The following is a 25,790-nucleotide window of genomic DNA, read 5'->3' on the forward strand; positions in this document are numbered from 1 at the left end:
GCGCGCGCAGACCGCATCGCGTTCGATTGCGTCGGGCGCAAAACTCGCCGGTTTTTGCCGATTGGGCTCCAATGACTGGACGCGCGTATCAGGCGTTTGGCGGAATGCGCGCGTGTTGCAAGGCGCGGCGGATGAACGGTGAGTGGGAGGTAGGCGCTAGGGTGTAGGTTGATTTGCTCAAACCTTCGAATTATAGCCCGAAAACGCCCTTCTCTCCAAATTGAGACGTATCACACGCAAGACGCGTTCCAGGTTAGTCGCTGCGGGCCTTATCCAGCGGGCGTGCGGCGATCATGACGCGACGCCGCGGCGCTTTTCGAGAACACTGCTCGGCAGGACATACCAGATTGCGCTGGCAATTTGCAGTGCGATTAGCACGCCCCAAACACTCAGATGCGCCGCCACGGGATAGTGGCCGCTTTGAGCCGGCCAGCGGGACAGCATTGCGCCTATGCCCACCTGCAAAGCGAAGATCAGGATGAACAGGACAAGCGTCAGTGTGCTATGCGCGCGGCCAATCATGTGGGTCGGGAAATACTCGGCCATGACCGCATAGCTCAGGATGCCGGTTCCACCGAACACGCCATAACACGCAATCAGCAGCGCCGGCGCTATGGGCGCACGCACAAGCATTGCCACCTGCACAAGCACGAACAGCCCCATGCCAAAGCCGCAGAACGCATACACGGTGACGCCGCGTTTTTGCAGGCCCCGCGCCGCCACGCCGAAACCAACGCAGCCAATCATCATCGCGATGCCGAGCACCGATACCAGCACCGCGGCATATTGAGCGCTCAGGCCCATGACATCGAGGAGATAGGGCCTGATCCATAGTGACTGCATTGCGTAGAAAACGCCTTGCGTGACGACGGAAAACGACGCGATCTTCCAGAACACGCCACTACCCAGGATGTGCCACGTGCCCTTGAACTGAGTGAGCATGTCGGCTTTTCGATGCACGCCATCGCGATGTTCCGGCGCAAACAGAAAGATAGCTGCCGCGACCGCAAGGGTCATTGCCATGAGACCGAAACAGACGTTGCGCCAGTCGGTCACGCCGAGCAGGATAGCGAGCGGCGAACCGACCACCACGCCGCCGAGGCCGCCCACCGCCATCACGAGGCCGTTGACCATCGGAAGCTGTGCCACGGGCAGGATCTGCGCGAGCGCCTTGAAAGCCGCGCTCATGCAGACGGACACGCCCACGCCAATCAGCAGCCGCCCCAGCATCATGGCGCCAATGCCGTGCGCCTCACCGAACACGCCGATCCCGAGCGCCGCGAACAACAGCATGCCCGCGGTGACCCGGCGCGGACCAAAGCGATCGAGCAACATGCCCACGGGAATTTGTGCTGCCGCAAAACCAAGGAAATACAGCGACGTGAGCAGACCGAGATCCGCCCCCGATAAACCCAGGTCGTGCGTGATATAGGGCGCGAAGCCGAGATTCACCCCGCGGAATACGTACGAGACGAAATATCCGGCGGAAAACAGAAAAAAGACGCGAAGCCGAACGGAAGACGTCATGTGCAGCGCAGGGGTTTTGATATGAAGCGGCAGTTTAACGCGCACGTGCCATTGAAAACGCCGTCACCTTGGTGACGGCGTGGATTCTTGACCGCACAGACAGGTTATTGCTTCTTCTTTTTATCTGTCGTCTTGGTCGATTTCGCGGTTTTGGAAACCGTCTCCAATTTGACCGCTTTGGACGGCGCATTGAATTTTTCAGATACGCGCGTCACCTTGGCCGGAGCGCTTGCTTTGCCGCCACGTGCCGTGCTCTTCGATTCAGGCACGTGCGTGCCGATTTTCGTCACGCCGCCCCTGTTACGGCTCGACACAGCCACCGTTTCCACGCGCACCGGACCCGGTTCGGCCGGAACAGCACGCCCGACCGGCACGTGCAACACGATCAACTGACCGGGCATAACGGAATCGCGGTGAGTACGGTTCCAGCTTTTAACCTGCGAGATCGACACGTTGTAGCGATCGGCGAACGTCGACATGGATTGCGCACGGCGAACGCGGATCAACATCTTGCGCGTATCGGGAACGTCCGGCTCGACGGCCAGCATGGCGCTTTCGGCGACATCGGCGCTGATGTCTTCGTCGTCGTCATCGTTACGCGGCACCACGATGGTCGAGCCCGCTTTCAGCCGCATGCCTGCGGGAATGCGGTTCACCGACATCAGCGTATCCGCGTCCACGCCAATTTTCATCGCAATGACCGCAGGTGTTGCCCGTTCGCTCACCGTGTAAGTCGTCCACGACGACAACTGGCCCGAATACGACTTCAGATTCTTTTGGAAAGCGCTGGCGTTATCGAAGGGAAGCAAAATCTGCGGACTCGTTGCACCGAGAATCACCGGCTTCGCAAACGACGGATTGAGCGAGCGGAACTCCTCCACCGTCATGCCCGCCAACTTGGCGGCCATCGTTACGTCCATGTCGCGCGACGTGGTGACCGTCACGAAATACGGGTGATTTGGAATGTCCGGAAGCGTGAGCCCATACATTTGCGGATTGGCGACGATGTTCTTCACCGCCTGCAGCTTCGGCACGTAGTTGCGGGTCTCGTTCGGCATCCGCAGACTTTGATAGTCCGTCGGCAGGCCCATCGCCTCGTTTTTCGCGATCGCCTTCTGCACATTGCCCTCGCCCCAGTTGTATGCGGCGAGCGCCAGATTCCAGTCGCCGAACATATCGTGGAGGCGCGAAAGATAGTCGAGCGCCGCGCTGGTCGACGCCAGCACGTCGCGCCGCTCATCCTGAAACATGTTCTGCTTCAAGTTGTAGTCGCGGCCCGTGCCCGGCACGAACTGCCACATGCCCGCGGCCTTCGCAACCGACAGCGCCTGCGGGTTATAGGCCGATTCGATAAACGGCAGCAACGCGAGTTCGGTCGGCATATGCCGCTGCTCGAGTTCCTCGACGATGTGATACAGGTATTTTTGCGAGCGGCCCGTCATGCGCTCGACGTAATCCGGGCGCTGCGCGTACCAGTTGACCTGCATGTCGACGAGGTCGCTTTGCAAATCGGGAATCTGAAAACCACGGCGGATACGGCCCCACAAATCACCGTCAGGTCCGCTAAGCGAATCGAGGGACGTCTTGTCGACGTTGATCGTTTCCTTGGCGGCCGCGGTCTTGCGGATGGCGTCTGCTACGGCTTGCTGATTCTGAGCGGAAGGTAGTGAAGAAAGGGAGTTGGTCGCTGTCGGTCCCTGGCTGGCACAAGCAGCCAATGTCAGGACGAGGAGCGCGCTTAAAATCAATCGCATGAACGTCTCGGATTCCAAAAAAAATGTGCTTGGAAATTTGGCCCGATAGTACGGAAGCGCACTCACCACGTCAATATAAATGCAAAAAACACAGCAAAATCCGAGGCCTGCAATGGTTTTCCACGTTTCAGATGAAGATAACCGCAGGCGGCAACGGGTTAGCGAAATTTGTCCTTCCAGCCGCGCATCAGTGTGAACGCGTCAAGCCGGTCGCGCACCGGGCGCTCGAACTGGGTGGCAAGGGTGGCTTGCACGTTTTTTTCGCCGACACGCAAGAAAGGGTTTGCGTTTCGTTCGTGCAGGAGCGTGGTCGGAATGGTCGGCTGGTTGCGTGCGCGCAAGCCCTCCGCTTCCCTCTGCCATTCGGCCAGCGCCGCGTTGTCCGGCTCAGCCGCGAGGGCGAAACGGATATTTGACAGCGTATATTCGTGGGCGCAGTGAACCAGCGTGGCGTCGGGGAGCGCCGCGAGCGCGTCGAGTGAGTTCAGCATTTGTTGCGGCGTACCTTCGAACAGACGGCCGCAGCCGCTTGCGAATAAGGTGTCGCCGCAGAAGAGATGCGGTGTCCCTTGCGGGTCGCCCGGCTGGAAGTAGGCTATGTGTCCGGCAGTATGTCCGGGTACGTCGATAACCGAGCATTCCATTGCCGGACTCGCGATACTGACGTGATCGCCCTGTTTCACGCGCCGCGTCAAATGCTCGATAGCCTCGCCAGCCGGGCCGATCACCGGAATTTCTCCATCGGCCGATTGGCTAACGAGCAGTTTTGCGACGCCGCCGACGTGGTCGTGATGGTGGTGCGTGAGTAAAATAGCGGTTAGCCGCCAACCACGTTTCGTCAAATAGGCTTCAACGGGCGCGGCGTCGCCGGGATCGACCACGACGGCATTGTGACCGTCCGACACCAACCAGATGTAGTTGTCTTCGAACGCCGGAACCGGCACGTACTCAAGCGTTTTCATAAGGCGACTCACCCGAACATGTCAGAGCGAACAATTATAGACTGGCCCGCCTGGACACTTTCTGCGCCCGGCCGCTATGTGCTCGAATGGGAACAGGCGCAGCTCGACCGCGTGGTGTCGGATATTTTCGGCTATCACGCGCTGCAACTCGGCCTGCCCGGGCTCGACGCGTTGCGCGAGAACCGCATGCCGTATCGTGGACTCGTGCTCGATACCGCCAGCGCCGCCAGCGCGCCTTTCACGCTGCCCCCGTCAATTTCAGCCGACGTGCGGCCGGGCGTGACGTCGCTGCCGTCAGCCAGCCGCGGCCTGTACGCGCCGGAAGGACGCAGTGCCGTGTGGTGCGACTTGCTCGATTTGCCGTTCGAGGCGCAGAGCGTCGACCTGCTGGTCATGCCGCATACGCTGGAATTCACCAGCGACCCGCATCGGTTGCTCAGAGAAGCCGAGCGCGTGCTGGTGCCTGAAGGACAGTTGATCATCCTGGGCTTCAATTCACTCAGCCTGTGGGGCGCGCGGCAATCGCTTGGCAAGGTTGCGGGCAAGCCGTTTGTCCCGTCCGCACACGAAATGATCGCGTTCACGCGGATCAAGGACTGGATCAAGCTGCTCGGATTCGACCTTGAACGCGGGCGCTTCGGCTGCTATCGTCCGCCTCTCCTGACCGAACAGTGGCTGGCGCGCTATCAGTTCATGGAAGCCGCCGGCGACCGGTGGTGGCCCATTTTCGGCGCCGCCTACATGATTACGGCCATCAAACGCGTGCGCGGCATGCGTTTGATCGGGCCGCGCAAGCTTAAGAAACCTGCCCTCGCACCGGGCCTCGCACCAGTCGCCACGCCGCATACACGCAACGAGCATTGATGACCTTAGATACCACAGACAAAGTAATCGACATTTATACCGACGGCGCCTGCAAAGGCAATCCTGGCCCCGGCGGCTGGGGCGCACTCCTGCGTTTCGGCGATCAGGAAAAGGAATTGTTCGGCGGCGAAACGCCGACGACCAACAACCGCATGGAGCTCATGGGCGTGATTTCGGCGCTCGAGGCGCTGAAGCGGCCGTGTCGCGTGGTCATTCACACCGACTCGCAATATGTGCAAAAGGGCATCAGCGAGTGGATTCATGGCTGGAAAAAGAAGAACTGGATAACGGCGGCGAAAACGCCCGTCAAGAACGCGGATCTCTGGAAGCGGCTCGATGCGCTGGTGGTCCAGCATCAAATTGAATGGCGCTGGGTGAAAGGCCATTCGGGCCATCCGGAAAACGAACGCGCCGACGCGCTCGCGAATCGCGGCGTCACTTCACTCGCCGAAGGTTAATTCTTATCTCTATGCGCCAACTCGTACTCGATACCGAAACCACCGGCCTCAACGCCCGCACGGGCGACCGTATTATTGAAATTGGCTGCGTCGAGCTTGTGAATCGACGGCTCACCGGCAACAACCTGCACTTCTACGTGAATCCGGGACGCGACAGCGATCCGGGCGCGCTCGCGGTGCACGGCCTGACCACGGAATTTCTCAGCGACAAACCCAAGTTCGCCGATATCGCCGCCGAGTTGCGCGACTTCGTCGCAGGCGCGGAGTTGATCATTCACAACGCGCCGTTCGACGTCGGTTTCATGGACGTGGAGTTCGGTTTAGTCGGCATGTCTGGTGTGAAGGAAGTGTGCGGTGGGGTGATCGACACGCTCGTGCAGGCGAAGCAGATGTTCCCCGGCAAGCGCAATTCGCTTGATGCCTTGTGTGACCGGTTTGGTATTAGCAACGCACACCGGACGTTGCATGGCGCCCTGCTCGACTCGGAATTGCTGGCAGAAGTTTATCTGGCAATGACGCGTGGCCAGGAAAGCCTGGTGATCGATATGCTCGGCGAGATGCCGGCAACGGGCGAAGGTCACGCGCCACGTATCTCGCTCGATGACCTGCAGTTGCCGGTGCTGGTGGCATCGGAAGAAGAATTGAGCGCGCATCTCGCCGTGCTCGATGATCTCGACAAAGCGGTCAAGGGGACGAGCGTGTGGCGGATCGAAACGGTTGTCGCGGTTGAGGTAGCGGCGGGTTCCTGATCGGGGTCGATCCGGGTTGATCCAGGCAACGCGATTATTGAAGTGCTCAAAGATTCGCTTTACGAAACGGCCAAGCTCTGACATAATCCAAAGCTCTTCGGGTGGTTAGCTCAGCGGTAGAGCACTGCCTTCACACGGCAGGGGTCACAGGTTCAATCCCTGTACCACCCACCAGATTATTGAGCGGCAAATTAAAGGCTTGCGTCTAATGACGTGAGCCTTTTTCTTTACTGGCGGCCTGCGTACGGAAAGATGAGGGACGTGGCGCGCCCGGTCTTGGTCGAGAGAACGGGCGGCTCCCCAGCGCGCAGCGGCCGCCCGACACTTTTGGCCAAAGAAAAGCCCGCCTAAGCGGGCTCGTGCTGCTACTTCATCCGTTCCCAGATTTTGTACACGTCATCGTCGTTCCTTTGACCAATGACCAGCACTTCCACAAGGTCGTCGCCCACCGCATAGATCACCCGGTACTCCCCAACATCTATCCTTCGCTCGCCACGACTCGCCCCCTTCAAAAGCTGACTGTCGTGAGGCTCGGGGTCATCCAAGAGATTCAGAACGGCAGTTACCACCTGACGGAACTGCTTGGCATCAAGCTTTTTTGCGGCCTTTAGGGCCTGCTTTGTCATTGCTAAGTTCATCACCAACGTTCCTATGTTCTGCTAGGAGCGCGTCGACCTCTTTGGAGCTCGCAAAACCTTCGTTGCGAGCAGCGTCAGCCTTAGCCAACCAAAGCTGATCTTCAAGTTCTTGAACCTTGTTAGTGAGTGCCTCGAAATCACGCTTCGACACCACATACGCTGTAAGCCGGTCATGCCTAGTGATAGCCACTGGCTGACCGAGCGCTTCGTCCAAAACCTCGCCAAATCGAGTCTTCGCGTCCCTCGCACTAAATGTGAGGGTTTGCGGCATTTCATACCTTCCTTTTTGAATTTGCGTTTGCTGAGCTTGAATTTATGGATTCTTGGATCTAAAGGTTCACGGGTTCAGTGGATAGCTTGGAGTCAGAGTTTAAGCTTGCGATTTTGAGCGTGTGAGGCTTTGAGCGACAAGCACTAACACCCACCGAAGCGACCAAAGTGTACCACCGTAGACAAAATAGCTCAAAGTGATCATTTTGGCCTTTTTTTCCAACTGCGGACCAAATGTACGCGAGCTGCCCGCATAGCCTCACTGGAAAAGGCCGTGGCCTTCCCCAGGAGCGGCACGCCAGGACACCATCACGCCCGACAAATAAAACCTTTGATTTGGTTGATTGCGGTGGGTGACTGACGGCATGGTTCACACTGGCTACCCGAGCTCTGTATTCTGATCATCTTTCTCTTAGAACAGTTCCGAATGCGTCCCGGCGCGAACAAAAACGACCTCCTTGTCGTCGGCGCGGTAGATCAACAAGAAATCTCCCCCAACGTGGCATTCGCGATGATCAGCCCAGTCACCGTTTAGCTCATGATCCTTGTACTCGGGCGGCAGCGGTTCATCGTTGGCGGTCAGCAACTGCATCGTGTTCTTGAGCGCTCGCATGTCGTATCGACCCGAATGCGAGAGACTCACCCAATCCTTCTCAAACTGCTTCGTGCGATCGCTTTTTCGGGGCAGCTTTGCCCTTTTTTGCTTCGAGTTCATTAAATAGGTCCGCTGGGGAGTCGAAGCGCGCTTTTCCCTTCATCGACCGTGACTCGTGAAGCGCCTGCAAAGTGGTTTCGTTGGAGATGCGGACGTCAAACGGCAAGCCGCCATAGACAACCACCTGGCGAAGGAACATACGAATGGCGTCAGATATGGTCAGCCCATTTTCGGCCAACACCGTTTCGGCGCTTTTTTTCAATTCAGGCTCGATGCGCGTACGCACATCAGCAGATTTTAGGGTGACAGGTGCCATTGGCTTGAACCTCGTAGCGTTAGTTATGGACGCTCAACGCGGCAACGTCCATGACGCACGGAGAGTAAGGTCCTCATTTGGATATCGGGCGTCGTAGCGTCATTGTAGCTACAATGACGCTACAGAGCAAACACGCCGCAAATCGAGTTGCCCGGACTCTGCACCGAACGGCGGCTTTACCCTAAGACGCGGTTCATCCGAATCGTGCGAGCCACGAAGCGGTTGCCTGCTCGAACCGCCGTTGCATCGGCTCAGTAACCCAAAGGTACGCTTTAGACACGCCCGCCGGCCACCCCGCCTGATGTCTGAAACACGGACAAATCCGGGTACATCCCCCGAATCTTCGACCACTCCGCCGCGTTGTAGAACTCGCACGGCTGATCCGTCGATGCAACCGTGAACCGCTTGGCGACCTCGACACAAAAACGCACGACCTCCGCAATATCGACCTCATGGTTGGCGCTTGAATCGCTGCCGCCCACCACCGACTGCGCCGTCACCGCAACCCCTACAACCGGCGCCTCAGTCGCAATATGCGGCTGCATGATGCTGTTGAAGTGATAAAGCCCATTGTCGTAAGGCGTGATGTCCTGCTGGCTGATCGGCAGCGTGACAGCCGCCCTGCCCGTCGTGGACTCCATGACCTTGACCAGATCCGGCGACATCCGCAGGATGTGGCCCTGCATGGCCGTCGGCGTGAGGGCGAACCCGCGTTGCTTGATGATGCTGTTTCCCTTGGACGCATCGATCGAAAGAATCGCGTCCATCGCGTCCGACACTTCATAGGTGTTCATGGTCTCCGACGACACCGGCATGCCCATGAAGGCCACGCCGTCGTTGAAGCTCATCGATACATTCGTCGCGATATGCGTGGTGACAATCACGTCACCCGGAAGATGGTCGCCTGCGCGCTTCATGTGCGCGAGCTTGAGCGCGGTCGCGATCGCACCGATCGGACCATCCGCGTCCGACACCATGCCGATCCGAACCGGTCGCGCGCCGATAGCCCCGTTGCGGCCGATCACGCCCAACGTCCGCGCAGTCCCACCGATGGATTTACCTTTCGTCCCTGGAATCAGGATCGACACGAAGTCAACGGTTTTGGTGGGATCTTCCGGCGGCTCATTATTAACGGTTGTCACCTTCACGGTGACATTGAACTCGGAAAACGGCGCAAACATCTTGACGATGCTCTGCCCATTGACGGTTGCGCTATCGAGCGCTTCATACGCAACAAGCGTGGTCTGCAATGACATGCTGAGATGCTCCATGATGCAAAAAACAATAACAAAATTTCGCTTTGGAGTACAAAACGAAAACAACAAATCAAAATGCGTGCCGCAGTCCCAACATTGCCGTGGTCTGGTTGTTGCGGCCGTTCAGCGGCTTGTCGCTCCCGCCCGTGTAACTGGTCGTGCTGTTGCCAAAGAGACCTGACCAGTCGCCATGGACCCAGTCGTACGCGAGCGCAACGTATACATCGGTGCGTTTGCTGAACGCGTAATCGGCTACGCCATAGGTGGTCGCGCGAGTGCCGTTGAAACCGTCCGCACGCGTGCGGTCAAGCATCGCGCTGGCGGTGAGCGTAAGCGCAGGCGTCGCGAGGTAACTCGCGCCGACGGTAAAGAAATCGTCGCGGCGCGTGGAGGAGAAAACAGAACCGATCGCGGCGGAATTCAACGGCGTGGCAGCGGTCGTCATGCTCGTGATCGAGGCGGTATCGGTGCCGCCCTGCGAGGAGTCGAAACCGGCATCGCGACGACTGTAGATATAGTTTGCGAACAGCTTGGCGGGACCTACGGATGCCTTCACGCCTGCGATATAGATACGCGCGGCGCGGCTGGCGCTGTCGTGAGTAGTTTGTGCATCGCCGATTAGCGTGATCGCATTGCTCGAATATTTCAGGCCGAGCGAGGTGGACGACATCGACAGAGTGCTGCCGGGCGTGCCGCCAAGCGCGTATTGCGCCATCGCCGTGACGGGGCCGAAGTTGCCGGTGTAGCTGACCGAATTGTCGTACCGCTGGCCGGTGAGAAATACCATCCAGGAATTCGACGGGGCCGCGCCAATGCCGAGCGGATCGACGTAATACAACATTGTGTTCGCCGTCGTGTATTGACGCCCCAACGCGAGGTCACCGTACTGGTTGCCGATCTTCACAAACGCCTGGCGGCCGAACAACTGGCCTTGCTGGTCGAGACGGCCGCTGTTGGCAAGGAAGCCGTTTTCAAGCGTGAAGCCTGCTTTCGCACCGCCACCCAGATCCTCACTGCCTCGCAAGCCGAAACGGCTGCCGGATATGAAACCTTCGTTGCCTTGTTGAAGTCCGACGACGCTGTTCCCTGCGGAATTCGCATGCGTCTGATAGGTCAGCGCGGCATCGATAATGCCGTATAGCGTGACGCTGGATTGCGCCCACACGGCGCAGGGAAAAGTAAGTGCCAATGCTGGCAGCCAGCGATAAGACGTCATGATTCAGCGGTCTCTGGAAACGTGGGACGAGCGTCACCAACGCCTGCGCGCAAGCGCACAGGCGTGAAGAGGTGGCGGATGGAACTTAGGCGGTTAGCGGATGAATTCGGGCCAATTGTTTATATCGGCGGGACCGGTTATGCGGGACAACGCAAAGGTCTCGTTTTCACGCAAGGTCTCGATTCGCCCATCACCGAGGAAATGCAGAGCATGACGCTCGCCAAGGACTGTGCCGTGCGTACCGTCCGAATACAGAGCCGATCCTTCAGGCAACGCGAAGACCTGTTCCGGCGCATTGATTGCGAGAAACTCCGCAAGGCGCTCTTCCCGGCTTTCGCCGTTATGGCCGACAGGTTTACCGCTGATGAAGTGCGGATTGACCTGGAACGGAACGAGCCCGAGCGCGCGCAGCGTCGGCGGCTGGACGACAGGCATGTCGTTAGTGGTACGGATCGTCGGGCACGCTACGTTGCTACCCGCGCTCCATCCCACGTACGGCGTTCCGGCCAGGACTTTCGCGCGAATCGCATCGACAATACCGGCGTCATACATCCGCTTGAGAAGCGCAAAAGTGTTGCCGCCTCCGATTGCGATAGCGTCCGCCTGCTCTATCGCCGCGAGCGGGTTCTCGCTTCGATGAATCGATTCGAGCGGATACCCAAGGCGATCGAATACGGGTTTGACCAGATCTTCGTAACTATCGAAACTGAAAGTGACGGCCGCGAATGGCACGAACAACACCTTGCGTGGCTCGTGTTTCAACAGCGCGTGAATCTGCTCGCCTGCATGTTCGAGATAACCGAGTTGATCCTTGCGTGAACTGCTCATCAAAAGAATGCGTTGTGTCATGGCATAACCCTCTTGGTAGTCGATAAAACTGGATTCAAGCCACAGTCGTGCGAATGATGCGCGCGACGCGGTCGATCTCCTCGTGAGTATTGAAATAATGCAGGGACACGCGCGCCATCGTGCTCACGCCGTATCGCGCGAGAATAGCGTCCGCCATGAAACTGCCAGCTTCAATAATGCACTGTTGCGCTTCAAGCGCCGAGACGAGCATGGCTGGATCGACACCGCGCAAGTTGAACGGCACGATACCGATGCGCTGCGTGATCTCATGCGGCCCATACAGCTCGAATCCAGGCAGCGAAGAAAATTGCTTCACAGCATACGCAGTCAGCTCGCGTACCCGATTGGCAATCGCCTCAATCCCGATCTGTTCTGCATAACTAATCGCTGCGCCGAGCGCAAGAATGGCTGGCACGATCGGGCAACCCGCCTCGAAGCGTCGCGCGCCCGGCACGAACGACAGGGCTCCGGTAGCGCGATCGAACACACCGTTCCACCAACCGGCAAGCGCGGGTTCGAGCGTGTCGATATGCGTCTCGCGCACATACAAGAAGCCTGACCCTTCAGTTGCGCGCAGCGCCTTGCGGCCGCAGCCTGCCAGGAAATCACAGCCGAGCTCCTCCACGTCCACCCGCAACATACCGACACTCTGCGCCGCGTTGACCAGGGACAAGACACCGCGCTCGCGCGCGACCTTGCAGATCTGTGCGGCGGGCTGAACAGCACCGGTTGAATTGGGCACGTGCGAGAACGTGGCGAGCCGCGTACGCGCGGTGATGGCGGCCGCGAACGCGTCCGGGGAAAGAACGCCGGCCGCATCCGCCGCGATCATTTTCACGATTACCTGATGAGTCTGCTCCAGCCTGCGCCACGGCAACAAATTGCTGAGCATTTCCGTATCGGCGACGAGGATTTCATCGCCGGCCTTCCAGTCGATACCCCGTGCAACCAGCGAGATCGCTTCCGTGCCGTTCTTCGTAAAAGCAATCTCGTGCGGTTGTGCGCCGAGGAAAGCGGCAAGCTGCGCACGCACGCCTTCAACCCGTGCGTACGTCTCCTTGCGAAACGACGGCAAGTAGATGCCGATATGACCGGTATCGAGAAGATAGCGGCGTGCCTCCTCCAATACGACATCAGGCGGAATCGACGCGGCGGCCGTGTCCATATAAACAGTGGTCGCGGTCAGCGGAGTGGCTGCGCGGATGGCTTGCATATCCATGGTTGCGTCTCTAATCGGGTAAGCGGGGGAAAAGGTCAATCACTTATGCAGGCGCGTGACGGAACTTGTGAAGCTGAACAGTGCATCCCCGGCGATCACGCCGCCCGCGAAGGCACTCATTTCTGCGGTATGGCGATCGCCTCGCAACTTTGTCACGACAAAGCGGATAGCGAGTCCGGCAAGCACGGCCCATCCCGCGAGCGGCGACGCGATCAGCATCCCGGTTGAAAGCAGGATGCCAAGTTGACGTTTCGACCCGCCAAGCCATTGGAGCAACGCGCCGGGAATGGCCCAGATGGCGAGGTTGCGGGTAATTTCCATCGATGACCCCGCTTTGATCGAAGCGGCATAAACGCGGTCGACCGGTGGCAGCATGCCGCGCGAAAAGAAGTGATCGTGGAAGATGATGACGACAATCGCCGCGACTACGAAACCTGCCATGCCCGCGAACAGCTGCTGGCGACGGCCAGCCAGTTCGGCTGCCATGTCGCGGCCCTCGCCTCGCAGCAGATAGCCGGTTTTCAGGTCGTAACCCATGTCCGCGAACGCGGGTCCGGTTGCGGCTGAGAAACCGGCGAGCACGGCCAGCGCGGACGGCGGGAAGCCGATCACGATGCCGATCGTCAAGGTGATGAGCGCGACGGCGAACGCCGGGAACCAGCCTGAATGCATGGCCGCGATGCCGACGATCAACTCGTGGGCGTAGGCCGCGAACGCGGCATAGAGGACAAAGCCGATCAGCATGGCCGGCGACAGTTCGGTGATATGGCCGGCCAGCACGGAGATCAGCAACGCGACGAGCATGTAGGCCACGAATCCGCCCGATAACACTCGCTTGGCCCGAGCGCTCGTCATCTCGAGATTGCGGGGATCGGTGGCGGCGCCGGCCCGCGAGCGATGAATCTCGCGAGCAACCTGGAACAGCGCGACGATTCCGGCGCCGATCATCAAGCCATGCGGAATGTAGGCGGCGGCAATATCGACGTGAAACACCGGGATGGAGTAACCGCGCACCAGTAAGCCGATGCCGAACATGGTCAACGCCGCCAGGTTGCCGAGAAAGGCCGCGCCGAACGCGGACATGGGCACGCCCATCAGCGCGCCGCCAATGCCGGCCGCCACGCCCAACCCGAGAAATGCTGCTTTGCGGCCACCGCGGTCGCCTGCCCAAATGGCTTCCGCCGTGGCGACACCAGCCGGCCACGAGCCGGTCGCCGGAAATATCCGGCTGCCGAAGAGGTTGTAGAGCATGGCGCCATCGACCAGCATCGCGGCAATGGCGCCAATGAGCATCGGCGTGACGAGCTCGGGCATGCCCATCGCGAACGGGACGCCGAGCGGGATCATGAGCGAATTGGCCGCACCGAATGTTGCCGATGAAATCGCCGTCTGCATAAGATTCTGGCGCTCAAGAACGCGAAAACGCCGCGTCACGGCCAACGGAATCCGCGAGAATACGATGGCCATCAGCGCACCGATGATCGACGTATTGGCGGAGATGCCAAGTGTCACGATCAATTGCATGCCGATGATCGCGCCAAGCACGGACAGGCAAATTGATACCAGCAGCAGGACTGGCTCGAAAAAGGAGACGCGTGGACGAGAGGTGGCGTCCTGATCCAGGGGCACTGCCTGGGCGTCAGGCGCGTCGATCGATGCTTTCATGAGGTCGGATCTCTGCCGGCTTAACGAAGCCCGGCGGGTTTTTGTGAGTGGACGGCGGTAGTAGCGTTCAGCGAAGAAGGCCGACAACGGGTTCGATCGTTTCGCGCGTCTTCTTCAGCGCTTCGATGAGCCGTGGCACCGCTTCGCCATCTAGCCGCTGGACCGGCCCTGCAATCGATAACGAGCCGATCACGCGACGCCGATCGCGCGACCACAGCGGCACGGCCAGCCCGGCGACCGTGGCAGCCGCTTCTTCGCGGGTGTGGCTCCAGCCATCGGCGCGGACTTGATCGAGGCGCGCATCAATCGCGGAACCATCGGAGAGATGCGCTTCCTGATACACCGCCGCGCGAAATTCGTCCGGCTGGAATGCAAGGATGGCCTTGGCGTGAGCGCCGGCGATGAGCCGGAAGCGCTGTCCCACTTCGATTGAAAAGCGCAGTTGCTGCTGGCTCTGGGCGATGTCGGTGCACACGCCCTGCATGCCGTCGAGCAACGACAAAAAGACCGTTTCGCCGCTGTCATGCGCGAGGGCATCCAGAGCGGGTTGCACGATTTCCGACGGTGCAAACGTCCGGTGCGCAATCTGTCCGAGTTCAAAAAGCCGCAGGCCAAGCGAATAACGTCCGGCGCTGTCCTGAATCAAGAAGCCGTTCGCCGCGAACGTCGCAAGCACACGATGAACAATCGAATGGTGGACGTCTGTTTCTTTCGCCAGTTCGCGCACACCCCACGTCGGCTCTTCAAGCGTGAATCGAGTCAGCAGCGCCAACGCGCTATCCAATGTCTTTAGCATGTCGTATCTTTTGTAGGCGTCTCTCTATGAGAGACAGTGTCTCTGTATGCAAACCAGAATAAACGGAGGCTGCCGTCAGTGTCAACGAAGGGTAAATACCCATTAGTTGCGTGGAAGGCTGAATATAGTCAGGAATACGGATTAAATATGGCGCGGGTAAAGATGAAAAATGCTGGTGTCAGACTCTGGTGAACGCGAGATCGAGGCCCATAAAAAAAGCCCGCAGGCAAATACCTGAGGGCCTTGTATGCAAGCGCTCCTAAGTGTTCGGCCTACGCGTCCAGGTTCAAGTCGCGATGCTTACGCTCTGACGCAACGACATGTCGAGCGCCCGCGCCGTCTTGCGGTCGCCCTCGCTCGCCAGAGCCGCTCGGAAGACAGTTTTGCGATTGTGTCCGGCGGCAGCGGGCGAATCCCACAGCAGTTCCATCTTGGGACGCGCATCGCGGCCGAACAAACCGCGCTTCTTGGGCACGACGGCAGCGACAGCGGTGCTATCCAAGCCGGAGGAACTGACAGTCTCCCCCATCCCCTCAGGCCATTTCACCGATAACTCCCGCGCATCGTACTGACCGAGTTTGCGGCTTTCGGCCCAGACGACGGCGGTGCGGGTAGTGGTATCGATGGAGATGGCATAACGGCCGATAGCAAACCGGCGCGCCGCGATATTCGTGCGCCACAACGCGCGCGGCCGGCAAATCCACAGCACCACACCATAAAGCGCAGGCGCAACGAGCAGCCAGCCATTAGTTTCAGCCAGGGCATGCGCGGCGTTTTTCCACCCCGCCGTCCACGTAAAGAACCCGACCGACCATAGCGCGAATAGAAAACTCAGCAGCGCGAGCAGCCGCAACGCTTGCCGCAGCCACTGCGGCAACGGATGCAGCGGCCGATCGGCGCGCGCCCGGGCTCCAGGAAGAAACAGCAGCAAGAACAAAAGCACGAGCGTGACGCAGGCCCACGGCGATGAAGTCATCGCGCGCATTGAAGAGAGGTAGCCCATTTGCGACATCGAGAACAACCAGCGCGCGGCCAGCACGAGTCCGATCGCCCGCAGCGCGAACACAGTGCCAGCACCGGGTGCCGGGCTCGCGCTACTCTGCTTCGTTCTCGCCAAAACTTCGCTCCTGTTCACGACTTTCCTTGTTCGGGCGGTAAGTTCCTCCCGTCGCCCGATGCGATTTTCAAGAGACTTCCACACCTATTCAAACGTTCGATTTAATGCTGCGCTGCATTTCGCGAGGCCCGCATATTATAGGGAGAATGTCGAAAACGGCAGCGGCCCGGCATGCTCAACCCGACGATAACGCGTGAAGCTTGCCTCTGCAGTGTGTCAAAACAACAACGCCCCGTGCGCCTGACGGCGCACGGGGCGTTGTTTCCGCTTAATCAGCAAGCGGGCGGCAAGTCAGCGATCAGGCGGCGTTGGCCAGGATCACTATCGAACGTAAAAATCAGCCTGCATTAACTTCGCGCAGAACGGTGCGGCGCTTGGCGCGCAGCAGTTCTTCGTAGGTATGAACATAACGCGCGGCCATGACCTTCGACGAGAAACGCGTTTCGAACGCTTGACGCACCTTGGCGCGCGGCAGCGTGTCAAGGCGCTTCACGGCGGCGATCGCGCTCAGTTCGTCTTCCACGACAAAACCCGACACGCCGTTTTCGATCACTTCCGGCACCGATCCACGGTTGAACGCGATGACAGGCGTGCCGCAAGCCATGGCTTCGATCATCACCAGGCCAAACGGCTCCGGCCAGTCGATCGGGAACAGCAGCGCGTGCGCGTTGCCGAGGAATTCGGTCTTCTGCTGCTCGTTGATCTCGCCGATGTACTCAACATGCGGCAGCGCGAACAACGGCTTGATCTGCTCTTCGTAATACGCGCGATCGGCGTTATCGATTTTCGCCGCGATCTTGATCTTCATGCCCGCTGCGCCTGCAATGCGGATGGCCCGGTCGACACGCTTTTCCGGCGAAATACGGCCGAGGAACGCGAGGTAGCCCGGTTCCACGTTGGGGATCGGCTTGAGCAGGTTTTCCGGCAGGCCGTGATACACGGTCGAGAGCCAGTTGGCTTGCGGCAACGGCTGACGTTGGTTGTCGGAGATCGACACGACCGGCGCGTCGTTGAACGTGCTGAAAATGGGCTGCAATTCCGGCAGGTCGAGACGGCCGTGCATGGTCGTCAGGAACGGCACCGGTTGGCGCGAGAACAGCGAGAACGGATAGTAGTCGATGTGAAAATGCAGAACATCGAACTCGTCGGCGCGGCGGCGGACTTCTTCGAGCAGCAGCATGTGCGGCGCCATCGTGTCGCGGATGGTCGGGTCGAGGCGCAGCGCCTGCGGCCAGAAGGCTTCGAGCTTCGCCGACGTTTGCGAATCACCGCTCGCGAACAACGTGACGTCATGACCGGCCTCAACCAGCGCTTCGGTCAGATAGGACACCACGCGCTCCGTGCCGCCATAGAACTTGGGGGGAACGGCTTCGTGAAGAGGCGCGATTTGAGCGATTCGCATGTTCGGAAACTCCTAATAATGTCAGGCAAAATTGATGCGCTTGGCATCGGTCGTTAAATCAAGCGAATCGCCCTACCCGGACTCGGCACGGTGCTGGTGTCTCCAGCGGTATGGCCGATAGCACGAGAAAAAATCGCGATGCTTCGCTGTTTGCTTGGGTGTTGCTGCTGCTGTGGGTGTCGGGCGTCTGTTTCAGAGCGTGATCAGGCAGAGCAAGATCGATTCCATCTCGTAAAAGCAACGCACCCAGCCATAAACGCACAACCTGCGGAGCCGTTGACCGGAACCTACAACAACCTGTCAAAACACCTAAGGGGAAACCCGGAGGCAAGTATCCCGGTTTTTGCAAGGTTTCCAATCTTACATTTCAACTTATTTACGTTGTTACATCGTCGATACACTCTGCAAGCCCTTGTTTAACAAGGCTGTTCTACGCTGAACGACATGAACCAAACCCGTCGCAGCCACGCTCCAGAGGGCAAGACGCTGCGACGTCCTTCAAATCCCGGCCACGCCACGACGCACCGGCCAGGCACCGGATTTGCCATTTAGCGCCGCTTCAGGTAGCGGGACCGCGACGTGCTCTCACCCTGCCAAGGGCGTCATTTGCAATTCAAGCCAGCGCATGTCGGGGTACCGCGAGCAGCACCGGGCTGACCGTGAAAAGTGCAGGACGCATCGCCAATGGACATTGATTGCCCGGTTCAGGCGACACACTTTTGCCGAAAATCAGCTTAGGCTGATGGATACGCACCACGGAAAGCATTATGCGAGACGATTTGGCTCGCTACACTCGCTACAATTCAGCAATCGGTGCTGCACGCCACTGGCACGCCATTGCCTCGCTGGCCAGACGCGCCGCACATGTGGCCACGGCGAAGCATCGCGCTCAACCGCTCTACTCGACCGAAAACAACCATTGGACCAACTCACCGTCTCTCAGCGTAACGTGCACAACGCGAAGCTAGCGAGCTATGCAAATCGCCCGCTGGCCTTCCTGTTCCGTTACATCCGCCGGCATCCGGTCGCGCACGCTACCGTGCTTTCCAGCGTGCTGGCTGCGGTCGGCTGCGCGCTCGCGTCGCAATACGCGATCAAACATCTGATCGACGTACTCGGCCAGGGCCGCGGCCATCCCGGTCCGCTCTGGTCCGCCTTCATGATCCTGGTCGGCCTGATCGCCGCCGACAACATGCTGTGGCGGGTCGGCGGCTGGGTCGGCGCGCATACGTTCGTCGTCGTGACGGGCGACTTGCGGCGCGACCTGTTCTCCTACCTCAGCGGCCATTCCCCCACCTACTTCTCCGAGAAACAGCCCGGCATGCTCGCCAGCCGGATCACGGCGACGTCGAACGCAATCTATACCGCCGAAAACACCATGGCGTGGAACGTGTTGCCGCCGTGCATCGCGGTGATCGGTGCGATCGTGATGATCGTTGCGGTGAATCCGCTCATGGCCTGCTGCCTGATGCTGGCTTCAGCCATTCTCGCGTTTGTGCTGTACCGGCTCGCCGGACGCGGCTCCGCAAGGCATCACACGTTTGCCACGAAAGCGGCGTCTGTTGACGGCGAGCTGGTCGACGTGATCGGCAACATGGCGCTCGTGCGTGCATTCGGTATGACGTTTCGCGAGCAAAAGCGCTTCGGCTCGACGGTCAAGGCCGAAATGGTCGCGCGTCAGCAAAGCTTGCTGTACCTCGAGAAGCTGCGGCTGTTCCACGCCGTCGTGACCGCGATTCTCTCGGCCGGATTGCTCGGCTGGGCGCTGTGGCTGTGGTCGAAGGGGCGCGCCACGTCCGGCGATATCGTGCTGGTCAGCTCGCTCGGCTTCACGATTCTCCACGGCACCCGCGATCTGGCGGTCGCCCTCGTGGATGTGACGCAGCACGTCGCGCGTCTGGCGGAAGCGGTGCAAACGCTGCTGGAACCGCACGGCATGCCCGACCGGTCCGACGCAACGGAGCTCGTGCCGCAAGGCGGGCGGGTGGATTTTGAGGAGGTCACGTTCGCGTATCCGCGCCGCCGGCCGATCCTCGATAAATTCAACCTGCACATCGAGCCGGGTCAGCGTGTTGGCCTGATCGGCAAATCGGGCGCCGGGAAATCCACGGTGCTAGCGCTGTTGCAACGCTTCTACGAACCGCAGGGCGGCGCCATCAAGGTCGATGGACAGGATATCTCGCTGATCACGCAGGACAGCCTGCGGATGTCGATTGCGCTCGTGCCGCAGGACATTTCGCTGTTCCACCGAACTGTGTACGAGAACATTGCGTATGGTCGCCCGGACGCGTCGCGCGAAGAAGTGCTCGCCGCCGCCCGCGAGGCGCGCTGTTCGGATTTCATCGACGCAATGCCGGAAGGGTTCGACACAATCGTCGGCGACCGCGGCGTGAAGTTGTCGGGCGGACAGCGTCAGCGCATTGCCATCGCGCGCGCGATCCTGAAAAACGCGCCCATCCTGCTGTTGGACGAAGCGACGTCGGCGCTCGATAGTTCGTCGGAAGAAGCGATTCAGCAGGCGCTCGACCGGCTGATGGTCGGCCGTACGGTGATTGCGATTGCGCACAGGTTGTCGACGCTGCAAGGCTTCGACCGGATTATCGTGATGAGTTCAGGCAAGGTGATCGACGACGGTTCGCCGGATCAATTGCGCAATCGGCCGGGCTTGTATCGGGAACTGCTGTCCAAGCAGCACGGCAAATTGCCGCCGGCGACCATGCCCTCGCAACAACTGGCCGCGAAGGCTGAATCAACCTGAGTTTGCATCACCATCGATAAAAGCCGCTTCGGATTCATCAGACCGAAGCGGCTTTTTTACGCTTGCAGATCGCGCATGAAGTTGTCGCGCCAGACGGAGACGTTGTTCTCGCGGAGCTGGGCGAACATGTCGGCGTAGCGGGCCTGCCGCTCGTTCAGCGGCATCGCGAGGGCCGTAGCCAGTGCGTCCGCCATGCCGTCGATATCGAGTGGATTCACGATCAGCGCGCCGTTCAATTCCTGCGCCGCGCCCGCGAATTGCGACAGGACCAGCACGCCGGGATCGTCGGGATCCTGCGCCGCTACGTATTCCTTGGCGACCAGGTTCATGCCGTCGCGCAACGGCGTGACGAACCCCACATGCGACGCGCGAAACAACGCGGCAAGCACCGGCCGCTCATATTGCCGATGGATATAGCGGATCGGCGTCCAGTCAAGCTCCGCGTAGCGCCCGTTGATGCGCCCGGATTCCGCTTCCAATGCAAGGCGGATGTCGCGATACGTGTCCATATCGGCGCGAGTAGGCGGCGCGATTTGTATGAACGAGACGTTGTTGCGCTGCGCCGGCTGATGTTCCAGCAGCTTTTCGAACGCGCGAAAGCGTTCGACGAGACCCTTCGAATAATCAAGCCGATCGACGCTCATGATCAGCTTGCGGTTGTGCAGCGTCGTCTTGACGGTCTGCACTTCGCGTCCGCTTTCGCCGTCCTTGGCGAGCGAGGCGATCTCGTCGGGATAAACGCCAATCGGATAAGCCGCCGCCCGCAGCGTCCTGCCAAACGCGCTTACGGCATTCGGCTCGCCAGCGATGCGAACCACCGAGCCATTCGCCTCCGTCTCGATGTAATCGCAGAACGCGCGCAGATCGGGCGCTGTCTGGAAACCGAGCAGGTCGAAGGAACACAGTGCCTCGACCAGCACGCGATGGCGCGGCACGCTGAGCAGAACCTGCGCCGCTGGAAACGGAATGTGCAGGAAAAAGCCGATGCGGTTCGTCACGCCCTCATCACGCAGCGCCTGGGCGAACGGAATCAGGTGATAGTCGTGGACCCAGATGACGTCGTCGGCTTTCAGCAGCGGCGCCAGTTGCTTCGCGAGCCAGCGGTTGACGCGGCAGTAACCATCGAATTCATCGCGGTCGAACTGGATCAGATCCGGCCGATAGTGAAACGCCGGCCACAACGTGGCGTTCGAAAAACCTCGGTAGTACTGGTCATAGTCGCGTTGCGCCAGCCCAATGGTCGCGAACGTCACCCGGCCGCGCTCCTCCAGCGTGATGCCGTCGGGCGGCTCTGCGACCACGTCGCCGCTCCAGCCGAACCACATGCCGCCGGTTTCCTTGAGCGCGTCGTAGACACCCACCGCCAGACCGCCCGCCGCCGGGCCGCCTTCCGAGATCGGCGCGACCCGGTTCGAAACAATAATCAGCCTGCTCACGAATGCGTCCCTTTAGAACCTTCAGTACCGTCAGACCCTTCGGCGCCGTCAATTCCGGCAATACGCTGCAGCCAGTCGAGCAGCGCGCCAACCGACTCCACCCGCGAATGCGCAAGCGTGTCGCCTGCACCGACCTTGATCGACACCCCATTGCGCTCGTTCACCACCGCGAAGCCTTTCTCGTCCGTCAGGTCATCGCCGATAAACACCGGCCGGCGCCCCGCGAACGGTGGCTCATTCAGGAAAGCCACCACCGCGCGGCCTTTATCGACGTCTTTTGGCTTGATTTCATAGACCATCTTGCCGGGCTGCAGCACGTACGCATCCGCGTATTGGGCGACGAGTTTCTCGGTCGCCTCGCGCGCTGCCATGCCACGCTCGGGCGCATTGCGGTAATGCAGCGCGAGCGCCGCGCCCTTGATTTCCAGCAACGTGCCCGGGTTGGCCTTCACTACGCCTTCGAGCACGTGTTCCATGCGCAGCAGGCGCTCGTCGTTGAAACCGACACGATGGACATCCGCGTTCGAATCGCGCCGCTCGGCGCCGTGCAAACCTGCCACGGGCAGATCGGGCATGGAAAGAAACGAGTCGATGCTGTCAATCCCTCGTCCCGACACGATCGCGACCGCGCCGTTGGTCGCGCGGCGCAATGCGCCGAGGATGGCCGGTACGACCGGCTGCACGGTCACGCCGTCCGGCGTGGGCGCAAGTTCGACGAGCGTGCCGTCGAAATCGAAGAAAAAAGCGGTCGCGGCGAGCGGAAATTTGTCTGGGAGGTTTTGCATCTATGTCTGCCTTTCAGCCGGAGAAGGACCGGAAAAGTGTGCGCATGTTACCGCGCTTTGTAACCCCGTCTGGGAAAGCGGCGTTGGACCCTTCGTTGCACGCACGTGCGGTAAGCCAACACCCTCCGCCACGTATCGAACACGCATCAAACCCGCTTCGACACCTATTCAACCTCATCTTGTCGGCCTGCGGCATAACGCCTCGGCCACGTGCCGGCGCGGCTGTACGCCCGGCGTAAGCTTCTATTCTGAGATAGAGTCGGCACCCGGATGGCTTCACCGACAACTCCATGATCACCCATCCGCGTTGCCGCCTTGATGCACCCTACCCTTGTCCGAGTTGCAAAATGTCTTCCAGGTTCAGTTTTCCATCCAAGGGCTGGTTCGCCGCTCTTCTCACCACCCTGATCCTGAGCGCCAGCCTCGCTGCGTGCTCCCGCCCTGATACAACACCCTGGAAGCTGACCGATGTCAGCGGCCATCTGCCCGACCTGGACTTCAAGCTCACCGACGATACCGGCAAACCCGTCACCGGTCAGTCGTTCCTCGGCCAGACAACGCTGGTGTACTTTGGCTACACCCACTGCCCGGACGTGTGTCCGGAGACCATGGCGCGGCTGATGCAAGTCATGCAGCAACTTGGGCCTGACGCGAAAAACACGCGCATTGTGTTTATCACCGTCGATCCCGCCCGCGATACCCCGGCTGCACTGCATGACTACGTGCGCGCGTTCGATGCCCAGCACGCGGTCGGCCTGACCGGCACGGACGGGGCGATCGAAAGCATTGCGAAGCGGTATCGCGTGGCTTACCAGATGGAAAAACGCGATCCTTCCGGCGCGTATGACGTCACGCATAGTTCGGCCGTATATATATTCGATAGCCACGGCCACGCGCGCCTGCTCGCTACCGAAAGCGATTCCATCGATACGATCACGCACGATTTGCGCCGCGTGATCGACTCGACTGGCTCCTGATTTCAACAGCGAGTTTAGCGTCGCCGTCAACATGCCTTCGAATCTCTGCTGGCTCGATGCGTGGGAACCGTCTTGCGCCGTCGTAACCGCCGTGCTTATCGTGGCCGTGTTGTTCGCCAGCGGCGCGAGAACAGCAGCTATACGAGGCGCATCCAGATGTGCGGAATGTCGTCTTCCACGTGAACATCGGAGATTGGCTCGAAGCCGAAGCCCACATAAAAGCGCTGCAATCGCGCTTGTGCGTGCAGGCGTATGGGCTGGCCGGGCCATTGTTCGCGGATAAAACCCAACGTGCGTTCGAGCATCGCCTGACCTAACCCGATGCCACGGAAGCCGGCTGTGGTCAGCACCCGGCCGATGCGGATATCGGCGTTTTCGATGTCGCCCTTAGCGTTCGGAAGCAGGACTCGCAGATAACCGGCGAGCGCCGGCCGTGCATCCGCCGAACGCGGATACACGAGCAAATGCCAGGCATCGGTATCCTGCCCATCGACATCCCCATACACACAATGCTGCTCCACCACGAACACTTCGCTGCGCGCAGCCAGCATGGAGTAGACATCGAGCGCACTGAGATCGGCGAATGGTTTCCAGCGCCAGTCGAATTCGGAAAATGGCTCAGTCATAGGATCTTTTTCGGTGGGATTCTTTTGCGCCGCGCATGGGCGAAATGAACATGCGGGCAGGCATGAACCCGTAATTATGCCGCGCATGCACCCGCGACAGTGTCTCCTTGCCTGTCAGCGGCGCACACTTGCGGGAGTCGGAAAGGCAAGGAAAACAGTTTGGCAGCGCCCCGCTAACTGCTAATCCTTACCGACATTGTGCTTACGTCCCAATTAACTCTCCGTTAATGACTCGCCGCCATAAGTGCGTCGAAAATAATCGTTCCCTGGTTAAGTTAAACGAACCTTAACGAACTGGTAACAAGGTGTAACTGTTGTGGGACCCTCTGTAACGCAGGGAAGATAACGATTAATTAGACTAGCCGTCACCCAGTCGGGCGCTTCATTTTCACGTCGCATTTCTGGAGTGGTGCGCTCTATGATTTCGGTAGACCAGATAAGGCCATCTCAATCCGTTGCAAGCGAGATGTCGATAGTGCACGAATATGCATGGCCCAAGCCGGCGCAACGCTTGTCCAGTACGTTTTTCAAACTTGTTTATCGTTGGTCCCACTCCAATGCGTATCGACATAACGAGCGCTTGTGGCACGGCGTGTCCATTGAGCGGAATTCGCACGGGTTTTTAGAGCGCATGTCGGTTAACGGCCATGAATTGCCGGTGGAGAATCCGGATGATCTGATCGCGTCCCGGACAGGTGATTGCCATCTGATTGCCACGGGCCCCTCGGTCAATGACATCGATTATAGTGCGCTTGATCTGCATAACGTCATGGGAGTAAACGGCGCAATCGCTTTGCAAGACGCGCATCCAGTCCGGTTTGAATATTATTGCATCGTGGATGCCGGGTTTATCCGAAAGCGCCCTGACCTCGTAGCGCGGGTGCTTCAGCAAAAGCTGACGTTATTCGCGACCCCATTAGTATTATGGTACATCGCGCAATATTTTCCGTTATCCGAGTTTCGTTGCCGGGTATTTTTAATTGAAGATATTCAATATCCCGCTTGCAAGCGCGCATTACATAAAAACGAACTTCTTTCTACGCATGCAAGCCCGGATCTCGTGCTGTTCGAGGAGGAGCCGACGCTGGGTTTCAGCTTTAACATCAGGCGGGGCATATTCGATGGCCGTACCGTGGCTTATACGGGTTTGCAAGTCCTCACCTCCCTCGGGTTCAATACCATCTTCATGCACGGACTCGACTTGCTGAACGCGGCGAAAACACCACGCTTCTACGAAACCAAAGAGAACATGCAGCCTAGCGCGCTGGACAGTGATTTTAATTCCTTCATAGAACCGTCGTTCCGCCATGCTGCCCCGCTGTTAAGCCGTCGCGGCGTACGGGTGGTGAACCTCTCGGCGCAGAGCGCGCTTGGAAGCGACATTATCGAAAAGGACGACTGGCACTCGCTGGCTCCTGCCTCTCTTGAGCAATCTCTTGAACAGGAATAGTTCGCGGCTGAAGTCGTATGTCCGGACCTGGCGCGGAATCGCGTG

24 protein-coding genes and 1 tRNA gene are annotated in these 25,790 nt (G+C 59.4%); 7 read left to right on the forward strand and 18 right to left on the reverse strand.

Features of this window, described 5'->3' with window-relative positions; translation table 11 throughout:
- Positions 1-291: 291 nt before the first annotated feature.
- The 3 genes from FH08_RS0138240 to gloB all read right to left on the reverse strand — a co-directional run bounded on the left by FH08_RS0138240 (position 292) and on the right by gloB (position 4,243).
- Positions 292-1,527, reverse strand: coding sequence for an MFS transporter (locus tag FH08_RS0138240; RefSeq protein WP_031363400.1), 1,236 nt, complete (start codon positions 1,525-1,527; stop codon positions 292-294).
- Positions 1,528-1,631: 104 nt separating this feature from the next.
- Positions 1,632-3,281, reverse strand: a complete 1,650-nt coding sequence (locus tag FH08_RS0138245; protein WP_031363401.1) for a transglycosylase SLT domain-containing protein — start codon at positions 3,279-3,281, stop codon at positions 1,632-1,634.
- Positions 3,282-3,439: 158 nt separating this feature from the next.
- Positions 3,440-4,243 carry a hydroxyacylglutathione hydrolase gene (gene gloB / locus FH08_RS0138250; protein WP_031363402.1) on the reverse strand — a complete coding sequence of 268 codons (804 nt, stop codon included), beginning with the start codon at positions 4,241-4,243 and terminating at the stop codon, positions 3,440-3,442.
- An 18-nt stretch (positions 4,244-4,261) separates the two neighbouring features.
- Between gloB and FH08_RS0138255 the strand changes: the two genes are divergently transcribed.
- The 4 genes from FH08_RS0138255 (at position 4,262) to FH08_RS0138270 (ending at position 6,488) form a co-directional block, all read left to right on the forward strand.
- Positions 4,262-5,107, forward strand: a complete 846-nt coding sequence (locus FH08_RS0138255) for a class I SAM-dependent methyltransferase (RefSeq protein WP_031363403.1) — start codon at positions 4,262-4,264, stop codon at positions 5,105-5,107.
- A complete protein-coding gene (gene rnhA / locus FH08_RS0138260) occupies positions 5,107-5,565 on the forward strand; it encodes a ribonuclease HI (RefSeq protein ID WP_031363404.1) in 459 nt (152 codons plus the stop codon). The genes FH08_RS0138255 and rnhA overlap by 1 nt, the downstream gene beginning before the upstream one ends.
- A gap of 11 nt (positions 5,566-5,576) precedes the next feature.
- Complete coding sequence (dnaQ, locus tag FH08_RS0138265; protein WP_031363405.1) at positions 5,577-6,314, forward strand: DNA polymerase III subunit epsilon; 738 nt, start codon at positions 5,577-5,579, stop codon at positions 6,312-6,314.
- 99 nt (positions 6,315-6,413) lie between these two features.
- Positions 6,414-6,488 (forward strand) — tRNA-Val (locus tag FH08_RS0138270).
- Positions 6,489-6,679: 191 nt separating this feature from the next.
- On the opposite strand, the gene FH08_RS0138275 is transcribed toward FH08_RS0138270, so the two are convergent.
- From FH08_RS0138275 to FH08_RS0138330, 12 genes are all read right to left on the reverse strand, one after another.
- The gene (locus tag FH08_RS0138275; protein WP_031363406.1) at positions 6,680-6,952 is read right to left on the reverse strand and encodes a type II toxin-antitoxin system RelE family toxin; all 273 of its coding nucleotides are present in this window, start codon (positions 6,950-6,952) and stop codon (positions 6,680-6,682) included.
- Positions 6,903-7,223, reverse strand: a complete 321-nt coding sequence (locus FH08_RS54520; RefSeq protein ID WP_063177218.1) for a type II toxin-antitoxin system Phd/YefM family antitoxin — start codon at positions 7,221-7,223, stop codon at positions 6,903-6,905. Before FH08_RS54520 ends, FH08_RS0138275 begins: the two co-directional genes overlap by 50 nt.
- 411 nt (positions 7,224-7,634) lie before the next feature.
- On the reverse strand, positions 7,635-7,937 hold the full coding sequence (locus tag FH08_RS0138285) for a type II toxin-antitoxin system YafQ family toxin (protein WP_031363408.1): 303 nt from the start codon (positions 7,935-7,937) through the stop codon (positions 7,635-7,637).
- Positions 7,876-8,193 (reverse strand): type II toxin-antitoxin system RelB/DinJ family antitoxin, encoded by a 318-nt coding sequence (locus FH08_RS0138290; RefSeq protein ID WP_031363409.1) that lies wholly within the window; start codon positions 8,191-8,193, stop codon positions 7,876-7,878. Before FH08_RS0138290 ends, FH08_RS0138285 begins: the two co-directional genes overlap by 62 nt.
- Before the next feature lie 272 nt (positions 8,194-8,465).
- On the reverse strand, positions 8,466-9,449 hold the full coding sequence (locus tag FH08_RS0138295) for a DUF1177 domain-containing protein (RefSeq protein WP_031363410.1): 984 nt from the start codon (positions 9,447-9,449) through the stop codon (positions 8,466-8,468).
- 70 nt (positions 9,450-9,519) lie between these two features.
- Positions 9,520-10,665, reverse strand: coding sequence for a porin (locus tag FH08_RS0138300; protein WP_031363411.1), 1,146 nt, complete (start codon positions 10,663-10,665; stop codon positions 9,520-9,522).
- 93 nt (positions 10,666-10,758) lie between these two features.
- Positions 10,759-11,514, reverse strand: a complete 756-nt coding sequence (gene pepE / locus FH08_RS0138305; RefSeq protein WP_031363412.1) for a dipeptidase PepE — start codon at positions 11,512-11,514, stop codon at positions 10,759-10,761.
- Between the two features lie 34 nt (positions 11,515-11,548).
- Entirely contained in the window at positions 11,549-12,733 is a 1,185-nt protein-coding gene (locus tag FH08_RS0138310) for an aminotransferase class V-fold PLP-dependent enzyme (RefSeq protein WP_031363413.1), read from the reverse strand.
- A gap of 39 nt (positions 12,734-12,772) precedes the next feature.
- Entirely contained in the window at positions 12,773-14,398 is a 1,626-nt protein-coding gene (locus tag FH08_RS0138315) for an OPT/YSL family transporter (protein ID WP_031363414.1), read from the reverse strand.
- Positions 14,399-14,465: 67 nt separating this feature from the next.
- Positions 14,466-15,194 carry an IclR family transcriptional regulator gene (locus FH08_RS0138320; protein ID WP_031363415.1) on the reverse strand — a complete coding sequence of 243 codons (729 nt, stop codon included), beginning with the start codon at positions 15,192-15,194 and terminating at the stop codon, positions 14,466-14,468.
- Between the two features lie 286 nt (positions 15,195-15,480).
- Positions 15,481-16,311 (reverse strand): hypothetical protein, encoded by an 831-nt coding sequence (locus FH08_RS0138325; protein ID WP_031363416.1) that lies wholly within the window; start codon positions 16,309-16,311, stop codon positions 15,481-15,483.
- Between the two features lie 337 nt (positions 16,312-16,648).
- Positions 16,649-17,713, reverse strand: coding sequence for a glycosyltransferase family 4 protein (locus FH08_RS0138330; protein WP_031363417.1), 1,065 nt, complete (start codon positions 17,711-17,713; stop codon positions 16,649-16,651).
- Between the two features lie 919 nt (positions 17,714-18,632).
- Between FH08_RS0138330 and FH08_RS0138335 the strand changes: the two genes are divergently transcribed.
- Positions 18,633-20,471: an ABC transporter ATP-binding protein gene (locus FH08_RS0138335; protein WP_051888863.1), complete on the forward strand. Its 1,839-nt coding sequence runs from the start codon at positions 18,633-18,635 to the stop codon at positions 20,469-20,471.
- A 56-nt stretch (positions 20,472-20,527) separates the two neighbouring features.
- Here the strand turns inward: FH08_RS0138335 and otsA are convergent, their stop codons facing one another.
- Together otsA and otsB are read right to left on the reverse strand one after the other, a co-directional pair.
- Complete coding sequence (gene otsA / locus FH08_RS0138340; protein WP_031363419.1) at positions 20,528-21,907, reverse strand: alpha,alpha-trehalose-phosphate synthase (UDP-forming); 1,380 nt, start codon at positions 21,905-21,907, stop codon at positions 20,528-20,530.
- Positions 21,904-22,692: a trehalose-phosphatase gene (gene otsB, locus FH08_RS0138345; protein WP_051888864.1), complete on the reverse strand. Its 789-nt coding sequence runs from the start codon at positions 22,690-22,692 to the stop codon at positions 21,904-21,906. The genes otsA and otsB overlap by 4 nt, the downstream gene beginning before the upstream one ends.
- A 347-nt stretch (positions 22,693-23,039) precedes the next feature.
- On the opposite strand from otsB, the gene FH08_RS0138350 reads away from it, so the two are divergent.
- Complete coding sequence (locus FH08_RS0138350) at positions 23,040-23,669, forward strand: SCO family protein (protein WP_031363421.1); 630 nt, start codon at positions 23,040-23,042, stop codon at positions 23,667-23,669.
- A 137-nt stretch (positions 23,670-23,806) separates the two neighbouring features.
- Here the strand turns inward: FH08_RS0138350 and FH08_RS0138355 are convergent, their stop codons facing one another.
- The gene (locus FH08_RS0138355) at positions 23,807-24,295 is read right to left on the reverse strand and encodes a GNAT family N-acetyltransferase (RefSeq protein WP_031363422.1); all 489 of its coding nucleotides are present in this window, start codon (positions 24,293-24,295) and stop codon (positions 23,807-23,809) included.
- A 418-nt stretch (positions 24,296-24,713) separates the two neighbouring features.
- Here FH08_RS0138355 and FH08_RS0138360 point away from each other — a divergent pair, with 418 nt between their 5' ends.
- Entirely contained in the window at positions 24,714-25,745 is a 1,032-nt protein-coding gene (locus tag FH08_RS0138360) for a hypothetical protein (protein ID WP_152603028.1), read from the forward strand.
- Positions 25,746-25,790 lie beyond the last annotated feature (45 nt).

It is taken from the genome of Caballeronia sordidicola (assembly GCF_000729995.1).
In the GTDB taxonomy this organism is placed as follows: Bacteria; Pseudomonadota; Gammaproteobacteria; order Burkholderiales; family Burkholderiaceae; genus Caballeronia; species Caballeronia sordidicola_A.

What these genes read in the sequence shown, in the direction of transcription:
- FH08_RS0138255 (WP_031363403.1), top strand. Translation starts at nt 4,262, where the DNA reads ATGTCAGAGCGAACAATTATAGACTGGCCCGCCTGGACACTTTCTGCG.
- pepE (WP_031363412.1), bottom strand. Translation starts at nt 11,514, where the DNA reads ATGACACAACGCATTCTTTTGATGAGCAGTTCACGCAAGGATCAACTC.
- FH08_RS0138285 (WP_031363408.1), bottom strand. Translation starts at nt 7,937, where the DNA reads ATGAACTCGAAGCAAAAAAGGGCAAAGCTGCCCCGAAAAAGCGATCGC.
- otsB (WP_051888864.1), bottom strand. Translation starts at nt 22,692, where the DNA reads ATGCAAAACCTCCCAGACAAATTTCCGCTCGCCGCGACCGCTTTTTTC.
- FH08_RS0138295 (WP_031363410.1), bottom strand. Translation starts at nt 9,449, where the DNA reads ATGTCATTGCAGACCACGCTTGTTGCGTATGAAGCGCTCGATAGCGCA.
- dnaQ (WP_031363405.1), top strand. Translation starts at nt 5,577, where the DNA reads ATGCGCCAACTCGTACTCGATACCGAAACCACCGGCCTCAACGCCCGC.
- rnhA (WP_031363404.1), top strand. Translation starts at nt 5,107, where the DNA reads ATGACCTTAGATACCACAGACAAAGTAATCGACATTTATACCGACGGC.
- FH08_RS0138360 (WP_152603028.1), top strand. Translation starts at nt 24,714, where the DNA reads ATGATTTCGGTAGACCAGATAAGGCCATCTCAATCCGTTGCAAGCGAG.
- FH08_RS0138315 (WP_031363414.1), bottom strand. Translation starts at nt 14,398, where the DNA reads ATGAAAGCATCGATCGACGCGCCTGACGCCCAGGCAGTGCCCCTGGAT.
- FH08_RS0138300 (WP_031363411.1), bottom strand. Translation starts at nt 10,665, where the DNA reads ATGACGTCTTATCGCTGGCTGCCAGCATTGGCACTTACTTTTCCCTGC.
- FH08_RS0138245 (WP_031363401.1), bottom strand. Translation starts at nt 3,281, where the DNA reads ATGCGATTGATTTTAAGCGCGCTCCTCGTCCTGACATTGGCTGCTTGT.
- FH08_RS0138275 (WP_031363406.1), bottom strand. Translation starts at nt 6,952, where the DNA reads ATGAACTTAGCAATGACAAAGCAGGCCCTAAAGGCCGCAAAAAAGCTT.
- FH08_RS0138320 (WP_031363415.1), bottom strand. Translation starts at nt 15,194, where the DNA reads ATGCTAAAGACATTGGATAGCGCGTTGGCGCTGCTGACTCGATTCACG.
- FH08_RS0138310 (WP_031363413.1), bottom strand. Translation starts at nt 12,733, where the DNA reads ATGGATATGCAAGCCATCCGCGCAGCCACTCCGCTGACCGCGACCACT.
- FH08_RS0138240 (WP_031363400.1), bottom strand. Translation starts at nt 1,527, where the DNA reads ATGACGTCTTCCGTTCGGCTTCGCGTCTTTTTTCTGTTTTCCGCCGGA.
- FH08_RS0138355 (WP_031363422.1), bottom strand. Translation starts at nt 24,295, where the DNA reads ATGACTGAGCCATTTTCCGAATTCGACTGGCGCTGGAAACCATTCGCC.
- FH08_RS0138350 (WP_031363421.1), top strand. Translation starts at nt 23,040, where the DNA reads ATGTCTTCCAGGTTCAGTTTTCCATCCAAGGGCTGGTTCGCCGCTCTT.
- FH08_RS0138330 (WP_031363417.1), bottom strand. Translation starts at nt 17,713, where the DNA reads ATGCGAATCGCTCAAATCGCGCCTCTTCACGAAGCCGTTCCCCCCAAG.
- gloB (WP_031363402.1), bottom strand. Translation starts at nt 4,243, where the DNA reads ATGAAAACGCTTGAGTACGTGCCGGTTCCGGCGTTCGAAGACAACTAC.
- FH08_RS54520 (WP_063177218.1), bottom strand. Translation starts at nt 7,223, where the DNA reads ATGCCGCAAACCCTCACATTTAGTGCGAGGGACGCGAAGACTCGATTT.
- FH08_RS0138290 (WP_031363409.1), bottom strand. Translation starts at nt 8,193, where the DNA reads ATGGCACCTGTCACCCTAAAATCTGCTGATGTGCGTACGCGCATCGAG.